The 16,091-nt window shown below is 64.5% G+C and carries 12 protein-coding genes; 3 read left to right on the forward strand and 9 right to left on the reverse strand.

Annotated features, from left to right (window positions below; all coding sequences use genetic code 11):
* Positions 1 to 2: 2 nt before the first annotated feature.
* The 9 genes from RB623_RS24795 to RB623_RS24835 form a co-directional block, all read right to left on the reverse strand.
* A complete protein-coding gene (locus tag RB623_RS24795) occupies positions 3 to 962 on the reverse strand; it encodes a branched-chain amino acid ABC transporter permease (protein ID WP_308059774.1) in 960 nt (319 codons plus the stop codon).
* Between the two features lie 241 nt (positions 963 to 1,203).
* Complete coding sequence (locus RB623_RS24800) at positions 1,204 to 1,353, reverse strand: DUF3096 domain-containing protein (protein WP_308059775.1); 150 nt, start codon at positions 1,351 to 1,353, stop codon at positions 1,204 to 1,206.
* Positions 1,354 to 1,367: 14 nt separating this feature from the next.
* Positions 1,368 to 2,183: an ABC transporter ATP-binding protein gene (locus RB623_RS24805; protein ID WP_308059777.1), complete on the reverse strand. Its 816-nt coding sequence runs from the start codon at positions 2,181 to 2,183 to the stop codon at positions 1,368 to 1,370.
* Positions 2,180 to 4,174 (reverse strand): AMP-binding protein, encoded by a 1,995-nt coding sequence (locus RB623_RS24810; RefSeq protein ID WP_308059779.1) that lies wholly within the window; start codon positions 4,172 to 4,174, stop codon positions 2,180 to 2,182. The genes RB623_RS24805 and RB623_RS24810 overlap by 4 nt, the downstream gene beginning before the upstream one ends.
* Positions 4,175 to 4,305: 131 nt before the next feature.
* Positions 4,306 to 5,079, reverse strand: coding sequence for a hypothetical protein (locus tag RB623_RS24815; RefSeq protein ID WP_308059780.1), 774 nt, complete (start codon positions 5,077 to 5,079; stop codon positions 4,306 to 4,308).
* 202 nt (positions 5,080 to 5,281) lie between these two features.
* On the reverse strand, positions 5,282 to 7,594 hold the full coding sequence (locus RB623_RS24820) for an EAL domain-containing protein (RefSeq protein ID WP_308059781.1): 2,313 nt from the start codon (positions 7,592 to 7,594) through the stop codon (positions 5,282 to 5,284).
* Between the two features lie 151 nt (positions 7,595 to 7,745).
* Positions 7,746 to 11,219 (reverse strand): indolepyruvate ferredoxin oxidoreductase family protein, encoded by a 3,474-nt coding sequence (locus tag RB623_RS24825; protein ID WP_308059783.1) that lies wholly within the window; start codon positions 11,217 to 11,219, stop codon positions 7,746 to 7,748.
* A gap of 132 nt (positions 11,220 to 11,351) precedes the next feature.
* A complete protein-coding gene (locus tag RB623_RS24830) occupies positions 11,352 to 11,888 on the reverse strand; it encodes a hypothetical protein (protein WP_308059785.1) in 537 nt (178 codons plus the stop codon).
* A complete protein-coding gene (locus RB623_RS24835; protein WP_308059786.1) occupies positions 11,881 to 12,489 on the reverse strand; it encodes a CGNR zinc finger domain-containing protein in 609 nt (202 codons plus the stop codon). Before RB623_RS24835 ends, RB623_RS24830 begins: the two co-directional genes overlap by 8 nt.
* Before the next feature lie 91 nt (positions 12,490 to 12,580).
* Here RB623_RS24835 and RB623_RS24840 point away from each other — a divergent pair, with 91 nt between their 5' ends.
* From RB623_RS24840 to RB623_RS24850, 3 genes are all read left to right on the forward strand, one after another.
* A complete protein-coding gene (locus RB623_RS24840) occupies positions 12,581 to 13,495 on the forward strand; it encodes a branched-chain amino acid ABC transporter permease (protein ID WP_308059787.1) in 915 nt (304 codons plus the stop codon).
* A 201-nt stretch (positions 13,496 to 13,696) separates the two neighbouring features.
* A complete protein-coding gene (locus RB623_RS24845; protein ID WP_308059789.1) occupies positions 13,697 to 14,281 on the forward strand; it encodes a TRAP transporter small permease subunit in 585 nt (194 codons plus the stop codon).
* The gene (locus tag RB623_RS24850; protein WP_308059791.1) at positions 14,278 to 16,089 is read left to right on the forward strand and encodes a TRAP transporter large permease subunit; all 1,812 of its coding nucleotides are present in this window, start codon (positions 14,278 to 14,280) and stop codon (positions 16,087 to 16,089) included. Before RB623_RS24845 ends, RB623_RS24850 begins: the two co-directional genes overlap by 4 nt.
* Positions 16,090 to 16,091: the final 2 nt, after the last annotated feature.

The raw sequence follows: 16,091 nt of genomic DNA on the forward strand, positions 1-16,091 counted from the left end.
GATCACACCCGCTCGATGATGCGTTCGCCGAACAGGCCCTGCGGCCGGAACAAAAGCACGATGAGCGCCAGCACGAAGGCGAACCATGTCTCGGTGTTGCCGCCGAGCAGTGGCTGGCCCCAGTAGATCTCGAACAGTTTTTCCAGCACGCCGATGGCGATGCCGCCGATGATGGCGCCCGACACCGACTCCAGCCCGCCCAGCATCAGCACCGGCAGCGCCTTGTAGGCGATGACCTCCAGCGCGAAGGAGACGCCCGCCCGCGCGCCCCAGACGATGCCGGTGGCGAGCGCGATCACGCCGGCGATGAACCAGACCAGCACCCAGATGGTCGACAGCGAGATGCCGACCGACAGCGCCGCCTGATGATCGTCCCCCAGCGCGCGGATGGCCCGGCCCATCTTGGAGCGGTTGAGGAAGACCAGCAGCACGACGACCAGCACCACCGCGCCAACCACTGCGGTCAGGTCCTTCTGTTCGATCGACACGAAACCGCCGAACGGCTCGAAGGTGTAGCTGCCGGTGGGGATAAGCAGCTCCTCGGTGATCATTACCTTGTTCTCGCCGCCGAAAATGATCTCGCCGAAGCCGATCAGGAACAGCGTGATGCCGATTGTAGCCATGAACAGGATAATGTCGGGCTGGTTGACCAGCGGCCGCAGCACTACCCGCTCGATGGCGACGGCGAGGATGAACATGACGGCGAGCGTCAGCGGCACGGCCAGAAGCGCCGGCACGCCGTGTTCGTGAAAACCGATCAGCGTCAGCGCGGCGAACACCACCATGATGCCCTGCGCGAAGTTGAAGATGCGCGAGGATTTGTAGATGAGCACGAAACCCAACGCGATCAGCGCATAAAGCACGCCGGCGACCAGTCCCTCCCAAAGCACCTGGAGCAAAAAATCCGGCGCGGCGACCATGTCCGCGAACGGTTTTACGAAGATGGCGTTCAGGAGGTCCATGAGGCCTCCATCCGCAGAAGGCATCCGGATCCACCTCGTCGATGTTGGCGCTCCTTCGCACCCCCCTCTGTCCTGCCGGACATCTCCCCCGCAAGGGGGGAGATTGGCCGGCCGCTTTGGTTTCGCAAATCGCCAACGTTGGAAGAGAAGCGAGGCAAGCGAAACTGCCAATCTCCCCCCTTGCGGGGGAGATGTCCGGCAGGACAGAGGGGGGTGCGAAGAAGCGCCAACATTGTCCGCCTCACCCCGCCAGTTGAGGAAAAAGGCCGAGCAGGCCGATGATGATGAGGTAGATCGCCACGATGTAGTTGAGCAGCCGCGGCATGATCAGGATCAGCACGCCAGCGATCAGCGAAACCAGCGGGGTGATGGCGATGTTGGTGATGTCCATGGGGCAAAATCCTTTCAGTGCGCGACGCCGAGATAGGCGTCGATCACGGCCTGGTTTGACTTCACGGCGTCGGGAACGCCGTCGGCGATCTTCTTGCCGTAGTCGAGAACGACGACCCGGTCGGAAAGGTCCATGACCACGCCCATGTCGTGCTCGATCAGCGCGATGGTCGTACCGCGCTGGCGGTTGACGTCGATGATGTAGCGGCTCATGTCCTCCTTCTCCTCGAGGTTCATGCCCGCCATCGGCTCGTCGAGCAAAAGCAGCGACGGCTCCATCGCCAGCGCCCGCCCGAGTTCCACCCGCTTCTGCAGCCCGTAGGGCAGTTTTCCGACCGGCGTGCGGCGGATGTGCTGGATTTCGAGGAAATCGATGATCTCCTCCACCTTCTCGCGGTGCTCGATTTCTTCCGCGAGCGCCGGCCCGTGCCAGACCATCTGCCAGAACAGGTTGCGCTTCATCAGGACCGAGCGGCCCGCCATGATGTTGTCCAGCGTCGACATGCCTTTGAACAGCGCGACGTTCTGGAAGGTACGGGCTATGCCCTGGCGCACCGCATGATGCGGCTTCATCGCCCGCCGGGTGTTTCCGCGAAAAACGATCTCGCCCTTCTGTGGCGTATAAAAACCGTTGATGACGTTGAGCATCGACGTCTTGCCGGCACCGTTCGGCCCGATGATCGCCCTGATCTCGCCCTTGCGGATGTCAAAGGAAATGTCGGTGATCGCCTTCACCCCGCCGAAGGAGAGCGAGACGTTGCGCACCTCCATCAGCATCTCGCCGGCACCCTGCTCGGCGACCGCGATCGGTTCGGCCAAGCGCGAGCTCATGCCGCAAGGCCCTGTTGGCCGCCGGAGGCCGGCTCGTAGGTCCTTGCCTCCGCGATCTTCACCGTGGCGCTGATGCGGCCCTTGCGGCCATCCTCGTAGGTCACCTCCGTGTCGACGAATTTCTCTGCCGAGCCGTCGTAGAGCGCCTCGACCAGCGGGCGATAACGCTCGGCGACGAAGGTGCGGCGCACCTTCTGCGTACGCGTCAGTTCGCTGTCGTCGGCGTCGAGTTCCTTGTGCAGGATGAGGAAGCGGCGGATCTGCGCGCCCGCCATCACCGGCTCGCGCGACAGCCGCCGGTTGGTCTCGTCCACATGGCCGGCGATGATCTCGTAGACTTGCCGGTGCCCGGCGAGTTCCTGATAGGAGGCATAGGCGATGTTGTTGCGTTCGGCCCAGTTGCCGACCGCCTGCAGGTCGATGTTGAGGAACACGCCGACGAAGTCGTGCCCGTCGCCATAGGCCACCGCTTCCTTGATGTTGGGGAAGAATTTCAGCGTGTTCTCGATGTATTTGGGCGCAAACAGCGCACCCGACTTGAGCTTGCCGACGTCCTTGGCCCGGTCGATGATTTTCAGTTGCCCCGAAGCATCGAAGAAGCCGGCGTCGCCGGTCTTCACAAAACCGTCCTCGGTGACCGTCTCGGCGGTGGTCTCGTCCTGCTTGAAGTAGCCGGAGAACTGGCCGGGCGAGCGGAACTGCACCTCGCCCGCATCGGTGATGCGGATGTCGACGTTGGGCGCGGCCGGCCCGACGGTATCGGCGCGTACCGCGCTGTCGTTCTGGCAGGTCACGTAGAGAAAGGCCTCGGTCTGCCCGTAGAGCTGCTTCAGATTGATGCCGAGCGAGCGGAAAAAGGAAAACAGATCCTGGCCGATCGCCTCGCCAGCCGTATAGGCGACGCGGATGTTGGAAAGGCCGAGCACGTCGCGCAGCGGCTGGTAGATCAGGAATTTCCCGAGCGCGTAATCCAGCCGCGCCAGCAAGGGCACCGGCCGGCCTTCCAGGATTGCCTCGCCATGCCTGCCGGCGACGCCGATCCAGCGCTTGTAAATCCAGCGTTTCAGCCGGCCGGCGTCCTCCATGCGGATGGTGACGCTGGTCAGCAGGGATTCGAACACCCGCGGCGGCGCGAAATAGAAGGTCGGCGCAATCTCGCGCAGATCCTGCGCTACCGTCTCGCTGCTTTCCGGACAGTTCATGCAGAAGCCCGAGACATAACCCTGCGCGTAGTTGAGATAATGGTCGCCGACCCAGGCCAACGGTAGGTAGGCGAGCACGCTGTCGGCTTCCGTGAGTCTGTCGAAGGTGGCGGTATCACGTGCCGCATTCACCGCCCCCCGTGCGGAAATCATCACGCCCTTCGACCGGCCGGTCGTGCCGGAGGTGTAGAGCATCACCGACGTGTCGTCACCGGAAGCCTCGCGGATGCCGTCCTCCCAGGCCTTGCCGCTTCCGCTATCGGCGGCGAGCTGCGCCTCACCCCTCGCCTGCACGCTTTCGAAGGAATGCAGCAACTCGTGCCGATAGTTCGTCAGGCCACGCGGCTCGTCATAGATGATGGCGCCGAGCGACGGGATGCGCGCCATCGTGCCCAGAATCTTGTCGACCTGCTCCTGGTCCTGCACCACGGCGAAACGCACGGCGGCATGGTCGAGCACATAGGCCATCTCGTCGGCAACCGCGTCGCCATAGACCGGCACCGGCACGGCGCCGAGCGATTGCGCGGCGGTAAAGGTCCAGTAGAGGCGCGGCCGGTTGGCGCCGATGATGGCGATGTTGTCGCCGGACTTCAGCCCAAGCGCTTTCAGCCCCAGCGCGAACTTGCGGATTTCATCGAGCTGCTGAGCCCAGGTCCAACTCTGCCAGATGCCGAAATCCTTGTGGCGCATGGCGGGCTTGTCGCCGAAACGCGCGGCGTTCAGCAGCAGATATTTGGGAAACGTGTCGAGGTCTGAGCCGGCGGCCCTCGCCGTCGATGTCGTGACCATGCTCCTCCCGAACCGCTTTGCGCGTTGTCGGGACATAGTGCCGATCGTCGCGGCCAATGCAACACGACATTAGCCTAATATCGGGAAGGCATTCGGAATTTCGTTCGGCCGTCACGCCGGCGAACGGTGTCTCAGGCGGCGTCCCTGAAATATTTCGCCGTCGGCAGGATGGTCAAAGGCACCAGTTCCCCGCGACCCGGCCGGGCAAACATCATCCGCTGTTCCATTGGCGTCGATTTGAAGAATGGATAGCGGGTGAACGACCTTTCGCGGATCGCCGCGACCGTTGCCCGATAGAGAAGACCGTAGGAATGCAAACCCGGATAGTGACGCTTTTCCCCGATCTGCTCGGAGCGGAACACCCTTTTGTAAAAGCCCGCATGTTCGTCCTTGATGGTCGAGATGCAGAACGGCGCCTCAAAATGGAAGCAGGCAACTCCCGCCAGCCGGAGCGTAAGATAAGGTATCTGAGGATAGATGCGCGACCATTCCGGGTCTGCGGCAAGACGGCTGGGGTCGATGAAACTATCACCGGACGCCAGATAAGGTTCAAGGATGTCGCTGTAGAGCATCATTGAGGGCGAGAACGGATGCTCGCTGGTGACATGATGGATTCGAAGCGTGCTGATCAGCGCGCCGTCTATGTAGATGCCAAACTTGTAGCAGTTGGCCGTCTCATCAAGCGGATCATGGATCATCTGGTCCGACTTCTCGGGCACCATGTCGGACAGCCGGTAGGATTTGTACCGAAGCCGGTAGATGTCCTCGAGATCCTCGCCCTTGTCGCAGCGCCTGTATTCGGTGCGCTCCAGCAGTTCCGAGACTTTTCTCGAGAACTCCGAGATTTCCGGCACACCCGCCGGTACGGCGCTGGCCGCATCCAGCGCGGATCGCACTTCACTCATGTCCAGGCCCCCAGTCCCGCCATTCAAGGGTGAACCGCGGCCATCCGCGTGTAAAGGCGAAAACTCGATGCAACTTGTTTACCGGACGTTAACCTTAAGGAATGGTTAACGCAGCCCTTTACCAGATACGGGACGAGGACCTTCGTGACAAGGACGGAGATGGCGGCGACGGCGCTGCGCCGCCGTGTCGGCCGCCTTCCGGCTAACGCCGCGACTTGCGCTTGGTGACGGGCTGGTCCGGCGCGAACGGCCAGATCGTGCTCGACATGGTCTCGATGCCGGTCGCGGACAGCGCCGAGCCGAACAGGAATCCTTGCAGCAGGTCCGGCTTGACGTCGTTCGCCAGGACCTTCAACTGCTCGAACGTCTCGACGCCCTCGATCGTCACGGTAAGGCCGAGCGGCCGCGACAGGTTGACGATGCCCCTGAGCAGTTCCAGCGAGCGCGGGTTGCCGGTCACGTCGAGCAGGAAGCTGCGGTCGATCTTGATCTTGTCGAGCGGCAGCGTGTGCAGATAGCTCAGGCTGGAATAGCCCGTGCCGAAGTCGTCCAGCGCGATGCGCACGCCGATCTGGCGCATCTCCTCGATGAATTTGCGCGTCAGCGCCTTGTCGTCGAGAAGCGCGGTCTCGGTGACCTCGATCTCCAGCCGGCTCGGCGACAATTTCGCCGCGGCAAGCGCCCCGCGCACCTTTTCCACGATGTCGCGGTTGCGGAAGTCGCGGGCTGACAGGTTGACTGAGACGCCGATCGGCTCGGGCCATTTCGCGCATTCGCGGCAGGCCGCATCCAGCATGAAGGCGCTGATCTCGGAGATGATGCCCATTTCCTCCGCGAGCGGGATGAAGATGCCCGGCGAGATCGGGCCGAGGTCCGGATGGTCCCAGCGGCAAAGCGCCTCGCAACTGGCGATCTGCATTGTTTTCATGGCTATGATGGGCTGGTAGACGACGCGCAGCGACCGCGTCTCGATGGCGGTCCTGAGATCGGCCTTCATGAGCTGCCGGTTGCGGAAGGCGGCGTCCATGGCGGCTTCGAACAGGCGCCAGTCGTTCTTGCCGAGTTCCTTGGCCTTGTAGAGCGCAAGGTCGGCCTTCACGATCATGGCGTCGACATCGGTGTCCTTGACCCGCGACAGCACCGCGCCGCCGCTGACCTGGACGCGCAATGCGTGGCCCGCCACGTCCACCTCGCCCTGCAGCCCGGCGAAGATGCGGTCGAGCATGGACGCCAGATGGCTCTCGTCCTCGACCTGGTCGAAGAACACCATGAACTCGTCGCCGCCGAACCGGCTCACCTTGACCGTTTCGCCGGCGAAGGCCGCCAGCTTCTCCGCCACCGCATAGATCAGGCCGTCGCCGATCGGATGTCCAAGCGTGTCGTTGACGCTCTTGAAGTCGTCGAGATCGAGCACGGCGATGGCGCAGAGCCGGTTGCGGTCGCCGCCGGCAAGCGCCTCGGCGGCGATCTCGTGAAAATAGGCGCGGTTCGGCAGACCGGTCAGGCTGTCGTAGCGCGCCATCGAGCGGATCTTCTCCTCCGCCTCGACGCGCGCCGTCACGTCCTCGAAGGTGATCACGCCGAGTTCCTGGCTGCCTTCGCGGGCCGAGAATTCGTAGTGCTGGCCGTTGGTGAACGATACCAGCACCTTGCGGTTTCGTCCCTCGCTCAGCGCGCGCGTCAATTGCGCCTCGACGAAGCGGCAATCCTTGGCGTCGAGCAGTCCGCCGGCCACGCCGCGCATCAGCAGCGAGTGGATGGAACGGCCGAGCAGCGCCTCGGTGGACTTCAGCGACATCAGATGCGCCGCCTCGGCGTTGGCGACCACGACCTTGCCGTCGGGCCCCAGCATCACCAGGCCGTGCGACATGGTGTTCAGCGCCCGGTTGAAGCGCTGGGCGAGGTTGTTGGCTTTCTTCTCCTCCGACAGCGCGGTGAAGAGGACGTCGCGGACCAGATCGGCAAAACGTTTGATGGCGAAGAAGAACGGTGCCGAAAGCGCGCCCAGGATGACGTGGTACACGTCACCGCGCAGGATGAATGCGAGCGAGATCGGCCAGGTCGTCGTCACGATGAAGATCATGACCATGCGCGGCGAACCGTAATTGCGGCCCGCGATCGACGTGATCGAGGCGAGCGTCACGCAGACCGCGGCGATTTCGGCGAAGCTGTCATTGGTCAGATAGATGGCGACGAAGCAGAACAGCCCCAGCATGGAGCCATGCAGCGAGCCGTAGAGGATGTAGTCGTTTTCGCGCCGATGCGCCTCCTCCCAGTCGGTGGGCTTCGGCGCGTTGCGGTATTTGCTCATATTGCCGAGGCGCAGCACCGCGACGACCATCAGTCCGGCCGCGACGTAGAGGTAAACCGGATTGTCGGTTTTCCAGTAGCAGAGGAAGACCAGCAAGGTCTGGGCCGCGAAGCCAATGGTCAGCGTCAGCCCGTCGCGGAAAAGCGTTTCCACGAACGGGATGTAGATATCGACCGGATAGTCGCTCTTTCGCCTGCCTGCCACGCCGTGTTTCCGGCTTCTGATGCAGCCCCCTGAGTGCCACAATCCGCTTAAGAAAGGCTTAGGCGGGCGCAGGCCGGCGACGAAGAAACATGGAAATATAAAGCCTGGCCCGGCTGCTTCGGCAAAGGTCCGTGAAAATAACAGGAACGCCCTACTCGGCCGCACGCACCAGCGATTCGGTCTCCGGGTGGTCGAGCCGCGCGAGCAGCCGGTCGCGTTCGGCGTCTGCCTTGGCGACGCTTGCCTGCTTGACATGGCCGTAGCCGCGGATGAGTCGCGGCAGCGAGGCCAGGGCCGCGGCGGCCTCCATTCGGCGCGGTTCGAGCACGGCGAGGATGCGATCGAGATCCTGCTCATAGCGAGCAAGCAGTGTGCGTTCCATGCGCCGCTCGGCATTGTAGGAGAACGGATCGACCATCGTGCCGCGCACACCGCGCAGCGCTGCAAGCACCCGGAAACCCTCCGTCATCCAGCCGGAGAATTTCGACTTGCGCGGTTTGCCGTCAGCGTCGCGGCGGCCGAGGATCGGCGGCGCCAGATGGAACTCCAGCCGGTCGTAACCCTGGAATTCGCGCGCGAGCTGGCGCTTGAACGATCCATCCGTATAAAGGCGCGCTACCTCGTATTCGTCCTTCACGGCCATCAGCTTGAACAGGCTCCGGGCCACCGCCTCCGTCAGTTCCCTTGAGCCGGGCGCCGCTTGCTCCTCGGCGGCGCGCACCAAGGCGATACGGTCGAGATAGCGCTTGGCATAGGCAGCGTTCTGATAGTCGGTCAGGAAGGCGGCGCGGCGCGAAATCACCTCGTCCAGCGTCTCGGCAAGCGTTTCCGCAGGCGCGGCGCCGTTGGCGGCAACCAGCTTGCGCACAAATTCCGGATCATGCGCGGCGCGGCGGCCCCAGCGGAACGCCGCGACATTCATCGCCACCGCCTCGCCGTTCAGCCCGATGGCCCGCTCCACGGCCTCCGCCGACAGCGGCAATGCGCCCGTCTGATGGCTGTAGCCGAGCATGAACATGTTGGCGCCGATCGAATTGCCGAACAGCACGCTGGCCGCCCGTGTCGCGTCGAAGAAATGCGTCCGCTCTTCACCGGCGGCCTTGCGGATCGCCCGCTTCAGCCGCTCGGTCGGCAGCGAGAAGTCGGCGACGCGGGTGAAATCCCCCGGCATCACCTCCGCCGTGTTGGCGACGAAAATCGTGTGCCCCTCGCGCACCGCCGCCAGCACCTTTCGCGAGCCGGACACGACGAGATCGCAGCCGAGGACCAGGTCGGCCTTGCCCGCGGAAACCCGGATTGCGTGGATTTCCTCCGGCGACCTTGCGATGCGGACATGCGTGAACACCGCGCCGCCCTTCTGCGCCAGGCCGGCCATGTCGATCATGCCGCAGCCCCTGCCCTCCAGATGCGCCGCCATGCCGAGGATCGCGCCGATGGTGACGACGCCGGTTCCGCCGACTCCGTCGATGATCGCCGACCAGCCGTCGCCGCCGAGCGTGAACGGGCGCGGCTCCGGCACGCCGTCAAGCGGGTCCGCCGATCCCGCCAAGCCTCCGGCCTTCCTCATCTTGGCGCCATGCACCGTCACGAAGGACGGGCAGAAGCCGTTGACGCAGGAGAAATCCTTGTTGCAGCTCGACTGGTCGATGCGGCGCTTGCGGCCGAACTCCGTCTCCACCGGCTGCACCGACACGCAGTTCGACTTCACTCCGCAGTCGCCGCAGCCCTCGCAGACCAGCTCGTTGATGATTACCCGCTTGTCGGGGTCGGGAAAGGTGCCGCGCTTGCGCCGCCGGCGCTTTTCCGCCGCGCAGGTCTGGTCGTAGATCAGCACCGAGACGCCCCTGACCTCGCGCAGTTCTCGCTGCACCCGGTCCATGTCGTCGCGGTGGCTGACCGTCGTGCCCGCCGGAAAATTGGCGGGCCCGTATTTGCCGGGCTCGTCGCTGACCACGGCGATGCGCTCGATGCCCTCGGCGCGCACCTGCTCGGCGATGGCGAACACCGTCAGCCCACCCTCGTGCGGCTGGCCGCCGGTCATCGCCACGGCGTCGTTGTAGAGTATTTTATACGTGATGTTGGCGCCCGACGCCTTGGCGAAGCGCAGCGCCAGGCTGCCGGAATGGTTGTAGGTGCCGTCGCCGAGATTCTGGAAAATGTGCTGGCGCGTCGTGAATGGCGCCTGCCCGACCCACTGCGCGCCCTCCCCGCCCATCGCGGTGAAGCCCGAGGTCGAGCGGTCCATCCACAGTGCCATGAAATGACAACCGATGCCGGCGGCCGCCACCGAGCCTTCCGGCACCTTGGTCGAGCTGTTGTGCGGGCAGCCTGAGCAGAAATAGGGCGTGCGCTGGCTGATGTCTTTTGTGTCGGCCAGCATGGCCTGGAATTGCCTGAGCCGCGCCGCGCGCGCCGCGATTTCTTCCGAATGGCCGATGGTACGCAGGATGCGATCGGCCAGCGCAATCGCGATCTCGTTCGGGTCGAGCGCGCCCTTGGCCGGGAACAGCCATTGCCCGCGTTCGTCGGTCTTGCCCACCACCAGCGGCCGGTGGCTGGTGTTGTAGAGCGCTTCCTTGACCTGCACCTCGATCAGCGAGCGTTTTTCCTCGACGACGACGACCGTCTCCAGCCCGTCGACGAATTCGGCGATGTGTTCGAGATCGAGCGGCCAGGGCGCGCCGACCTTGAACAGGCGGATGCCGAGCCGGTTGGCCTCGGCCTCGCCGATGCCGAGGTCGTCCAGTGCCTGGCGCACGTCCAGATAACTCTTGCCGACGGTGACGATGCCGAGTTTTGCTCCGCGCCCGCCGGAATAGACGATGCGGTTGATGCCGTTGACGCGGATGAAGGCGGAAACCGCGGCACGCTTGTATTCATGCAGCCGCGCCTCCTGCCCGAGCTGGTCGAGCTCGTTGCGGATGCTGATCCCGCCGGGCGGCATGTCGAGCTCCGGCAGTACGATCTTCACGCGGTCCAGCGAGGCGTCGACCGAAGCCGTCGATTCGATGTTGTCCTTCACGCATTTGATCGCGGCCCAGGTGCTTGAGAACCGCGACAGCGCGTAACCGTAGAGCCCGTAGTCGATGAGTTCCTGCACGCCAGCCGGATTGAGGATCGGCATCATCGTGTCGACGAACAGGAATTCCGTCGCATGGGCATTCGTCGACGACTCTGCCATGTGGTCGTCGCCCATCAGCGCCAGCACGCCGCCGTGTTTCGATGTTCCCGCGAGATTGGCGTGACGAAAAACGTCGCCGGAGCGGTCGACGCCCGGCCCCTTGCCGTACCACAGGCCGAACACGCCGTCGTGGCGGCCCTCGCCGGCAAGCTCCGCCTGTTGCGTGCCCCAGCAGGCGGTCGCCGCCAGCTCCTCGTTGAGACCCGGCTGGAACACGACGCCGGCCTCACCGAGCTGCTTGCGCGCCTTCCAAAGCTGCATGTCGAGGCCGCCCAGCGGCGATCCGCGATAGCCCGAGACGAAACCCGCCGTGTTCAGCCCGGCCAGCCGGTCGCGCTTGCGCTGCATAAGCAGCATGCGCACGATCGCCTGGGCGCCGGAGAGGAAGACGCGCTCCTTCGACAAGTCGAACTTGTCGTCGAGCGCGACGTCGTGAAGGGTCATGCGTTTATGCCTGTTCGGGAGCCGGCCCGAGTCGGACCGCTCTCGTGGGTTCGGTGCGGTGGACTCTTTCGATCCTTCGCCCCCGCGTCAAACAAATTTGCATGACCGCCCGGTAATATGAGGTCAGCGGACCTAGCCTTGCGCCCTCGGCGGGCAAGGCGCTTCGTCGGCGCCGGGCAACTGACCGTCGGGATGGCCGGCCAGTTCGGGGTTCGGCTGATAGAGCGGGCCGACGACCAGCGGCCGGTCCGGCAAAATATCCTGATCCTCGCTGGAGGTCATGGTCGTCTCGATGGTCTGCTTCACCGCTCCGGTCGCGTCCTCGATGCGGATCGTAACCGCATAGGGGCGGCCCTTGGCGACGCAGCGCAGCGGCGGGCTCTGGATCGTCGTCCTGACGAGTCTCGGCCAGATCTTTTCGCGCACCACGATCGGCGCGCCGCCGGCAGGATCCTCGAAACGAGCCACAGCCACCTCGCCGTCCGCCGGCGGCTTTACCGGCGCGATGTTGACCAGATAGGTCGCCGTCGCGACGCGGTAGTTGAACACGAACAGCTTTCCGTCGAGCCGGTAGTATTCGCCCTCGCCCCCCGTATCGCGGCACGACGCGATCAGGACAGCCACGCCGAGCACGGCAGCGAACCGGCGAAGATCGCACAGGCTACGCATCGGAATACTCCTCCAGGCCCTTCCGCCGCCGATAATGCCGCTGCGCCTTCCGTCGGTTGCCGCACACCGTCATGTCGCACCAGATGCGGCTGCGGTTGCGGCTCTCGTCGAGGAACAGCCAGCGGCAGTTGGCGCAGATGCGGATGCGTTCCGACCGCGCCGGTGGCAGCAGCGACAGCGCCGAAACCGCCACCGCCGCCTCGAAAGCAATCGGCAATGACGGGTCGCCGAATGGCCGCGCCTTGCCACCAACCCGCTCGCCGTGCCCGGCCAGCCCGTCAGCGCAGGCAGACAGGAACGGCGCGAGATCGGCCGTGTCGACGTCACCGTCGAGCGCCGCGCGGCGAAACAGCCGGTCGGTGGTTTCCCTGAGCACGATCACCTTGCCGGCGACCTTGCCCGGATCGGCGACGCCGAGCGCCCGCGCGCCAAGCTCGTGCAAACGGAAGACGGTCGCCGCCTCGGCAAAGCGGGCAATCTCGATGGGATCGGAAAAACGATCGAACGATCGTTCAGGGTCGCCGCGCAGGACCACGGTATTGGTCACGTCGAGCGCCAAGACGCCACCGGAGAAGCGATGCGGGGTCCAGGAAACGGCCATGGCTCAAATCTAACTGGTATACTACATTTGACAAGTTAGATTCCGTGGCGCAGGCTTGGGCGACATTGCCGCTCGCGCCGCCGGACCCGCGATGCTCTACTTCCTGCAACAACTCCTCAACGGCCTGCATATCGGCGCTGTCTATGCGCTGCTCGCCTTTGGCTACGCGCTTATCAACGGCGTGCTCCACCGCACCAACCTCGCGCATGGCGCGATCTTCGGTTTCGCCGGCCAGGTCATGATCCTTGCTGCCGTGTTCGGCTGGCAGATTCTATGGCTCACCCTGCCCGCAACGCTGGCGTTCGGCATATTCATGGCGCTGCTTTATGGCGCGCTGGTTTCCGCCGTGCTGGCGCGCAGCGTCTTCCAGCCGCTGGCCAACCGCTCGCCCAACACCATCGTGGCCGCCACCCTCGGCGTCTCGTTGGTGCTGATGGAAATGAGCCGGATCGCCGCCGACACGCGCGATTTCTGGCTGCCGCCGCTGCTGTCGCAGCCCGTCGTCTTCGCCGCGGAAAACGGTTTCCGGCTGACGCTGACGGTGTTGCAACTCATCAACTGCGCCGTGGCCGCGCTGCTGATGGCCGCCGCGTCACGAGCGATGGCGACAAGTCGCTTCGGCCGCGAGTGGCGGGCGATCAGCGACGACCCGCTCGCCGCCGCCTTCTGCGGCATCGACACGAAAAAAGTGTTCCGGCAGGCAGTGGTCTACGGCGGTCTCGCCGCCAGCGTCGCCGGCATCCTCGCCGCGCTCTATTACGGCAACATCAGCTTCGGCAGCGGGCTGGTGTTCGGCCTGAAGATCCTGTTCGTCACCGCCGTCGGCGGTTATCTTTCGCCCGCCCGCGCGGCGGCCGGCGGGCTAGCCTTCGGCATCGCCGAATCGCTTTGGTCCGGCTATTTCCCGATCGAATGGCGCGACGGCTGGATGCTCGCCTTCCTGGTGGCGCTTCTGGTGCTGCGGCCGGAGCGCTCGCAGCCCGACCGGGTCGGCGCGCCAGGATAGGTCCGCCGATCTTAGACATTCGTCGTACCCCGCGCCACGCAACGCCACTTCCGCAGCGGCAGGTGGCACAATCGCTTCCCCTATCTGCGCCATAACATGTTGACGCCGCCCCGACTGCCGTCATACCGATGGCGGCGACCGGCCGCCTGAAAAGATCTTGGCGGGACACGGACGGCCGGGTGACGGATCGGGAGGAACTGAATGGCAGCGTTGCTCGCTCTCGCGCGGGGTATCGACCGGCTGAACGAATTCATCGGCAGGTGGGTGTCGTGGCTGATCCTGATCGCCATCCTCGTCAGCGCCGGCAATGCCGTGATCCGCAAGGTCTTCAACACGTCGTCGAACGCCTGGCTGGAACTGCAATGGTATCTGTTCGGCGGCGCCTTCCTGCTGGCTGCCGCCTATACGCTGAAGCAGAACGAGCACATCCGCATCGACGTCGTCTACGGCATGTTCTCGCGGCGAAAGCAGCACTGGATCGACCTGTTCGGGCATCTGTTTTTCCTGATGCCCTTCGTCCTGCTGATGATCTACTATTTTGTGCCCTACGTATCGCTCTCCTTCCGCAGCGGCGAGGTCTCGACCAATGCTGGCGGCCTCATCATCTGGCCCGCCAAGGCGCTGCTGCTGATCGGCTTCTTCCTTCTCGGCCTCCAGGGGATATCGGAAATCATCAAGAAGATCGCGGTGATGCGCGGAGATATGGAGGATCCCAACCCCTTCGTCTCGGCGCATGAACAGGCCGAACTTGAAGGCAAGGCGCTGGCCGAGGAGGTTCGCTCGTGATCGAGTTCATCGCCGTGAACATGGCTCCGATCATGTTCTTTTCGCTGGTCATCTTCCTGCTGCTCGGTTATCCCGTCGCCTTCTCGCTTGCCGCCAACGGTCTGCTGTTCTTTGTCATCGGTGTCGAACTGGCGCCGCTCTCCAACGGCACCATCAACCTGTCCTGGCCATTGCTCTATGCGCTGCCCGAACGCTTCTACGGCGGCGTCATGGCCAACGAGACGCTGCTCGCCATCCCGTTCTTCACCTTCATGGGCATAGTGCTTGAGCGGTCGGGTATGGCGGAGGATCTGCTCGACACGATCGGTCAGCTCTTCGGTCCGATCCGTGGCGGCCTTGCCTACGCGGTCATCTTCGTCGGCGCCCTGCTGGCGGCGACCACCGGCGTGGTTGCGGCCTCTGTCATCGCCATGGGCCTGATCTCGCTGCCGATCATGCTGCGCTACGGCTACGACCGTCGGGTTGCATCGGGCGTCATCGCGGCATCAGGCACGCTGGCGCAGATCATCCCGCCCTCGCTCGTCCTTATCGTGTTGGCCGACCAGCTCGGCCGCTCCGTCGGCGACATGTACAAGGGCGCGCTGATCCCCGGCCTCGTGCTGACCGGGCTCTACATGGGCTATGTCCTGCTGATGTCGTTCCTGCGTCGCGACTCCATGCCGGCGCTGCCGCCGGAAGCGCGCACGCTGGGCCATGGAGTGCTCTCGCTGATCGTGGCGCTGCTGCTCTGCGCGGTGATCGCCTATGGCGCCCATGTCTATTTGTCGCCGACCCACGGCGCCAATGCCGACATCCTCGGCGCCACCGTCGGCGTCATCGTCATCTACATCGCCGCGCTCGCCGACCGCGCCCTCAACATCAACCTCATGTCGAAACTGGCGCAGCAGGTCATCATCGTGCTGATCCCGCCATTAGCGCTGATCTTCCTCGTTCTCGGCACCATCTTCCTCGGCATCGCCACCCCGACCGAAGGCGGCGCCATGGGCGCTGTCGGCGCGCTGATCATGGCGGCCGTGAAGGGGCGGCTTTCGCTCGACGTGGTGAAGCAGGCCCTGACTTCGACGACGCGGCTGTCGTCCTTCGTGCTGTTCATCCTGATCGGCGCCCGCGTCTTCTCGCTGACCTTCTACGGCGTCAACGGCCATCTCTGGGTCGAGCACCTGCTGGTATCGCTGCCCGGCGGCGAACTCGGCTTCCTGATCGCCGTCAACATCCTCGTCTTCCTACTCGCCTTCTTCCTGGATTTCTTCGAGCTGGCCTTCATCATCGTGCCGTTGCTCGTGCCGGCCGCCAATGCGCTCGGCATCGACCTGATCTGGTTCGGCGTGCTGCTCGGCGTCAACATGCAGACCAGCTTCATGCACCCGCCCTTCGGCTTCGCGCTGTTCTATCTGCGCTCGGTCGCCGCGCGCGTTCCCTATCTCGACCGCATCACCGGAAAGCAGATCGCCCCTGTGACGACCGGCCAGATCTATTGGGGTGCGGTGCCTTTCGTCGGCATCCAGATCGTCATGGTCGGCCTGGTCATCGCCTTCCCGCAGATGGTCATGCACTACAAGGGCACGGTGGTCGATCCGGGAACCATCGAGTTCACCGTGCCGGAAAGCCCGGGCCTCGGCGTGCCGTCCCTAGGCACACCTTCCCTTGACACACCGCCTCCGGCCGACGGTTCGGCTCCGACGCAACCCACCGCCCCGGCGACCGGCCCCGCCGCCCCGGACCTGTCGGCGCCGCCGAGCTTTGGCGATGCGCCCGCCCAGCCGGCCCCGCCCGCGACCGACCTGTCGAAGCCGCCCAGCTTCGACTGATC

The organism is Mesorhizobium sp. LHD-90 (assembly GCF_030929505.1).
In the GTDB taxonomy this organism is placed as follows: Bacteria; Pseudomonadota; Alphaproteobacteria; order Rhizobiales; family Rhizobiaceae; genus Kumtagia.

Coding starts and splice junctions, on each gene's coding strand:
- RB623_RS24795 (WP_308059774.1), bottom strand. CDS start 962: ATGGACCTCCTGAACGCCATCTTCGTAAAACCGTTCGCGGACATGGTC.
- RB623_RS24800 (WP_308059775.1), bottom strand. CDS start 1,353: ATGGACATCACCAACATCGCCATCACCCCGCTGGTTTCGCTGATCGCT.
- RB623_RS24805 (WP_308059777.1), bottom strand. CDS start 2,183: ATGAGCTCGCGCTTGGCCGAACCGATCGCGGTCGCCGAGCAGGGTGCC.
- RB623_RS24810 (WP_308059779.1), bottom strand. CDS start 4,174: ATGGTCACGACATCGACGGCGAGGGCCGCCGGCTCAGACCTCGACACG.
- RB623_RS24815 (WP_308059780.1), bottom strand. CDS start 5,079: ATGAGTGAAGTGCGATCCGCGCTGGATGCGGCCAGCGCCGTACCGGCG.
- RB623_RS24825 (WP_308059783.1), bottom strand. CDS start 11,219: ATGACCCTTCACGACGTCGCGCTCGACGACAAGTTCGACTTGTCGAAG.
- RB623_RS24830 (WP_308059785.1), bottom strand. CDS start 11,888: ATGCGTAGCCTGTGCGATCTTCGCCGGTTCGCTGCCGTGCTCGGCGTG.
- RB623_RS24835 (WP_308059786.1), bottom strand. CDS start 12,489: ATGGCCGTTTCCTGGACCCCGCATCGCTTCTCCGGTGGCGTCTTGGCG.
- RB623_RS24840 (WP_308059787.1), top strand. CDS start 12,581: ATGCTCTACTTCCTGCAACAACTCCTCAACGGCCTGCATATCGGCGCT.
- RB623_RS24845 (WP_308059789.1), top strand. CDS start 13,697: ATGGCAGCGTTGCTCGCTCTCGCGCGGGGTATCGACCGGCTGAACGAA.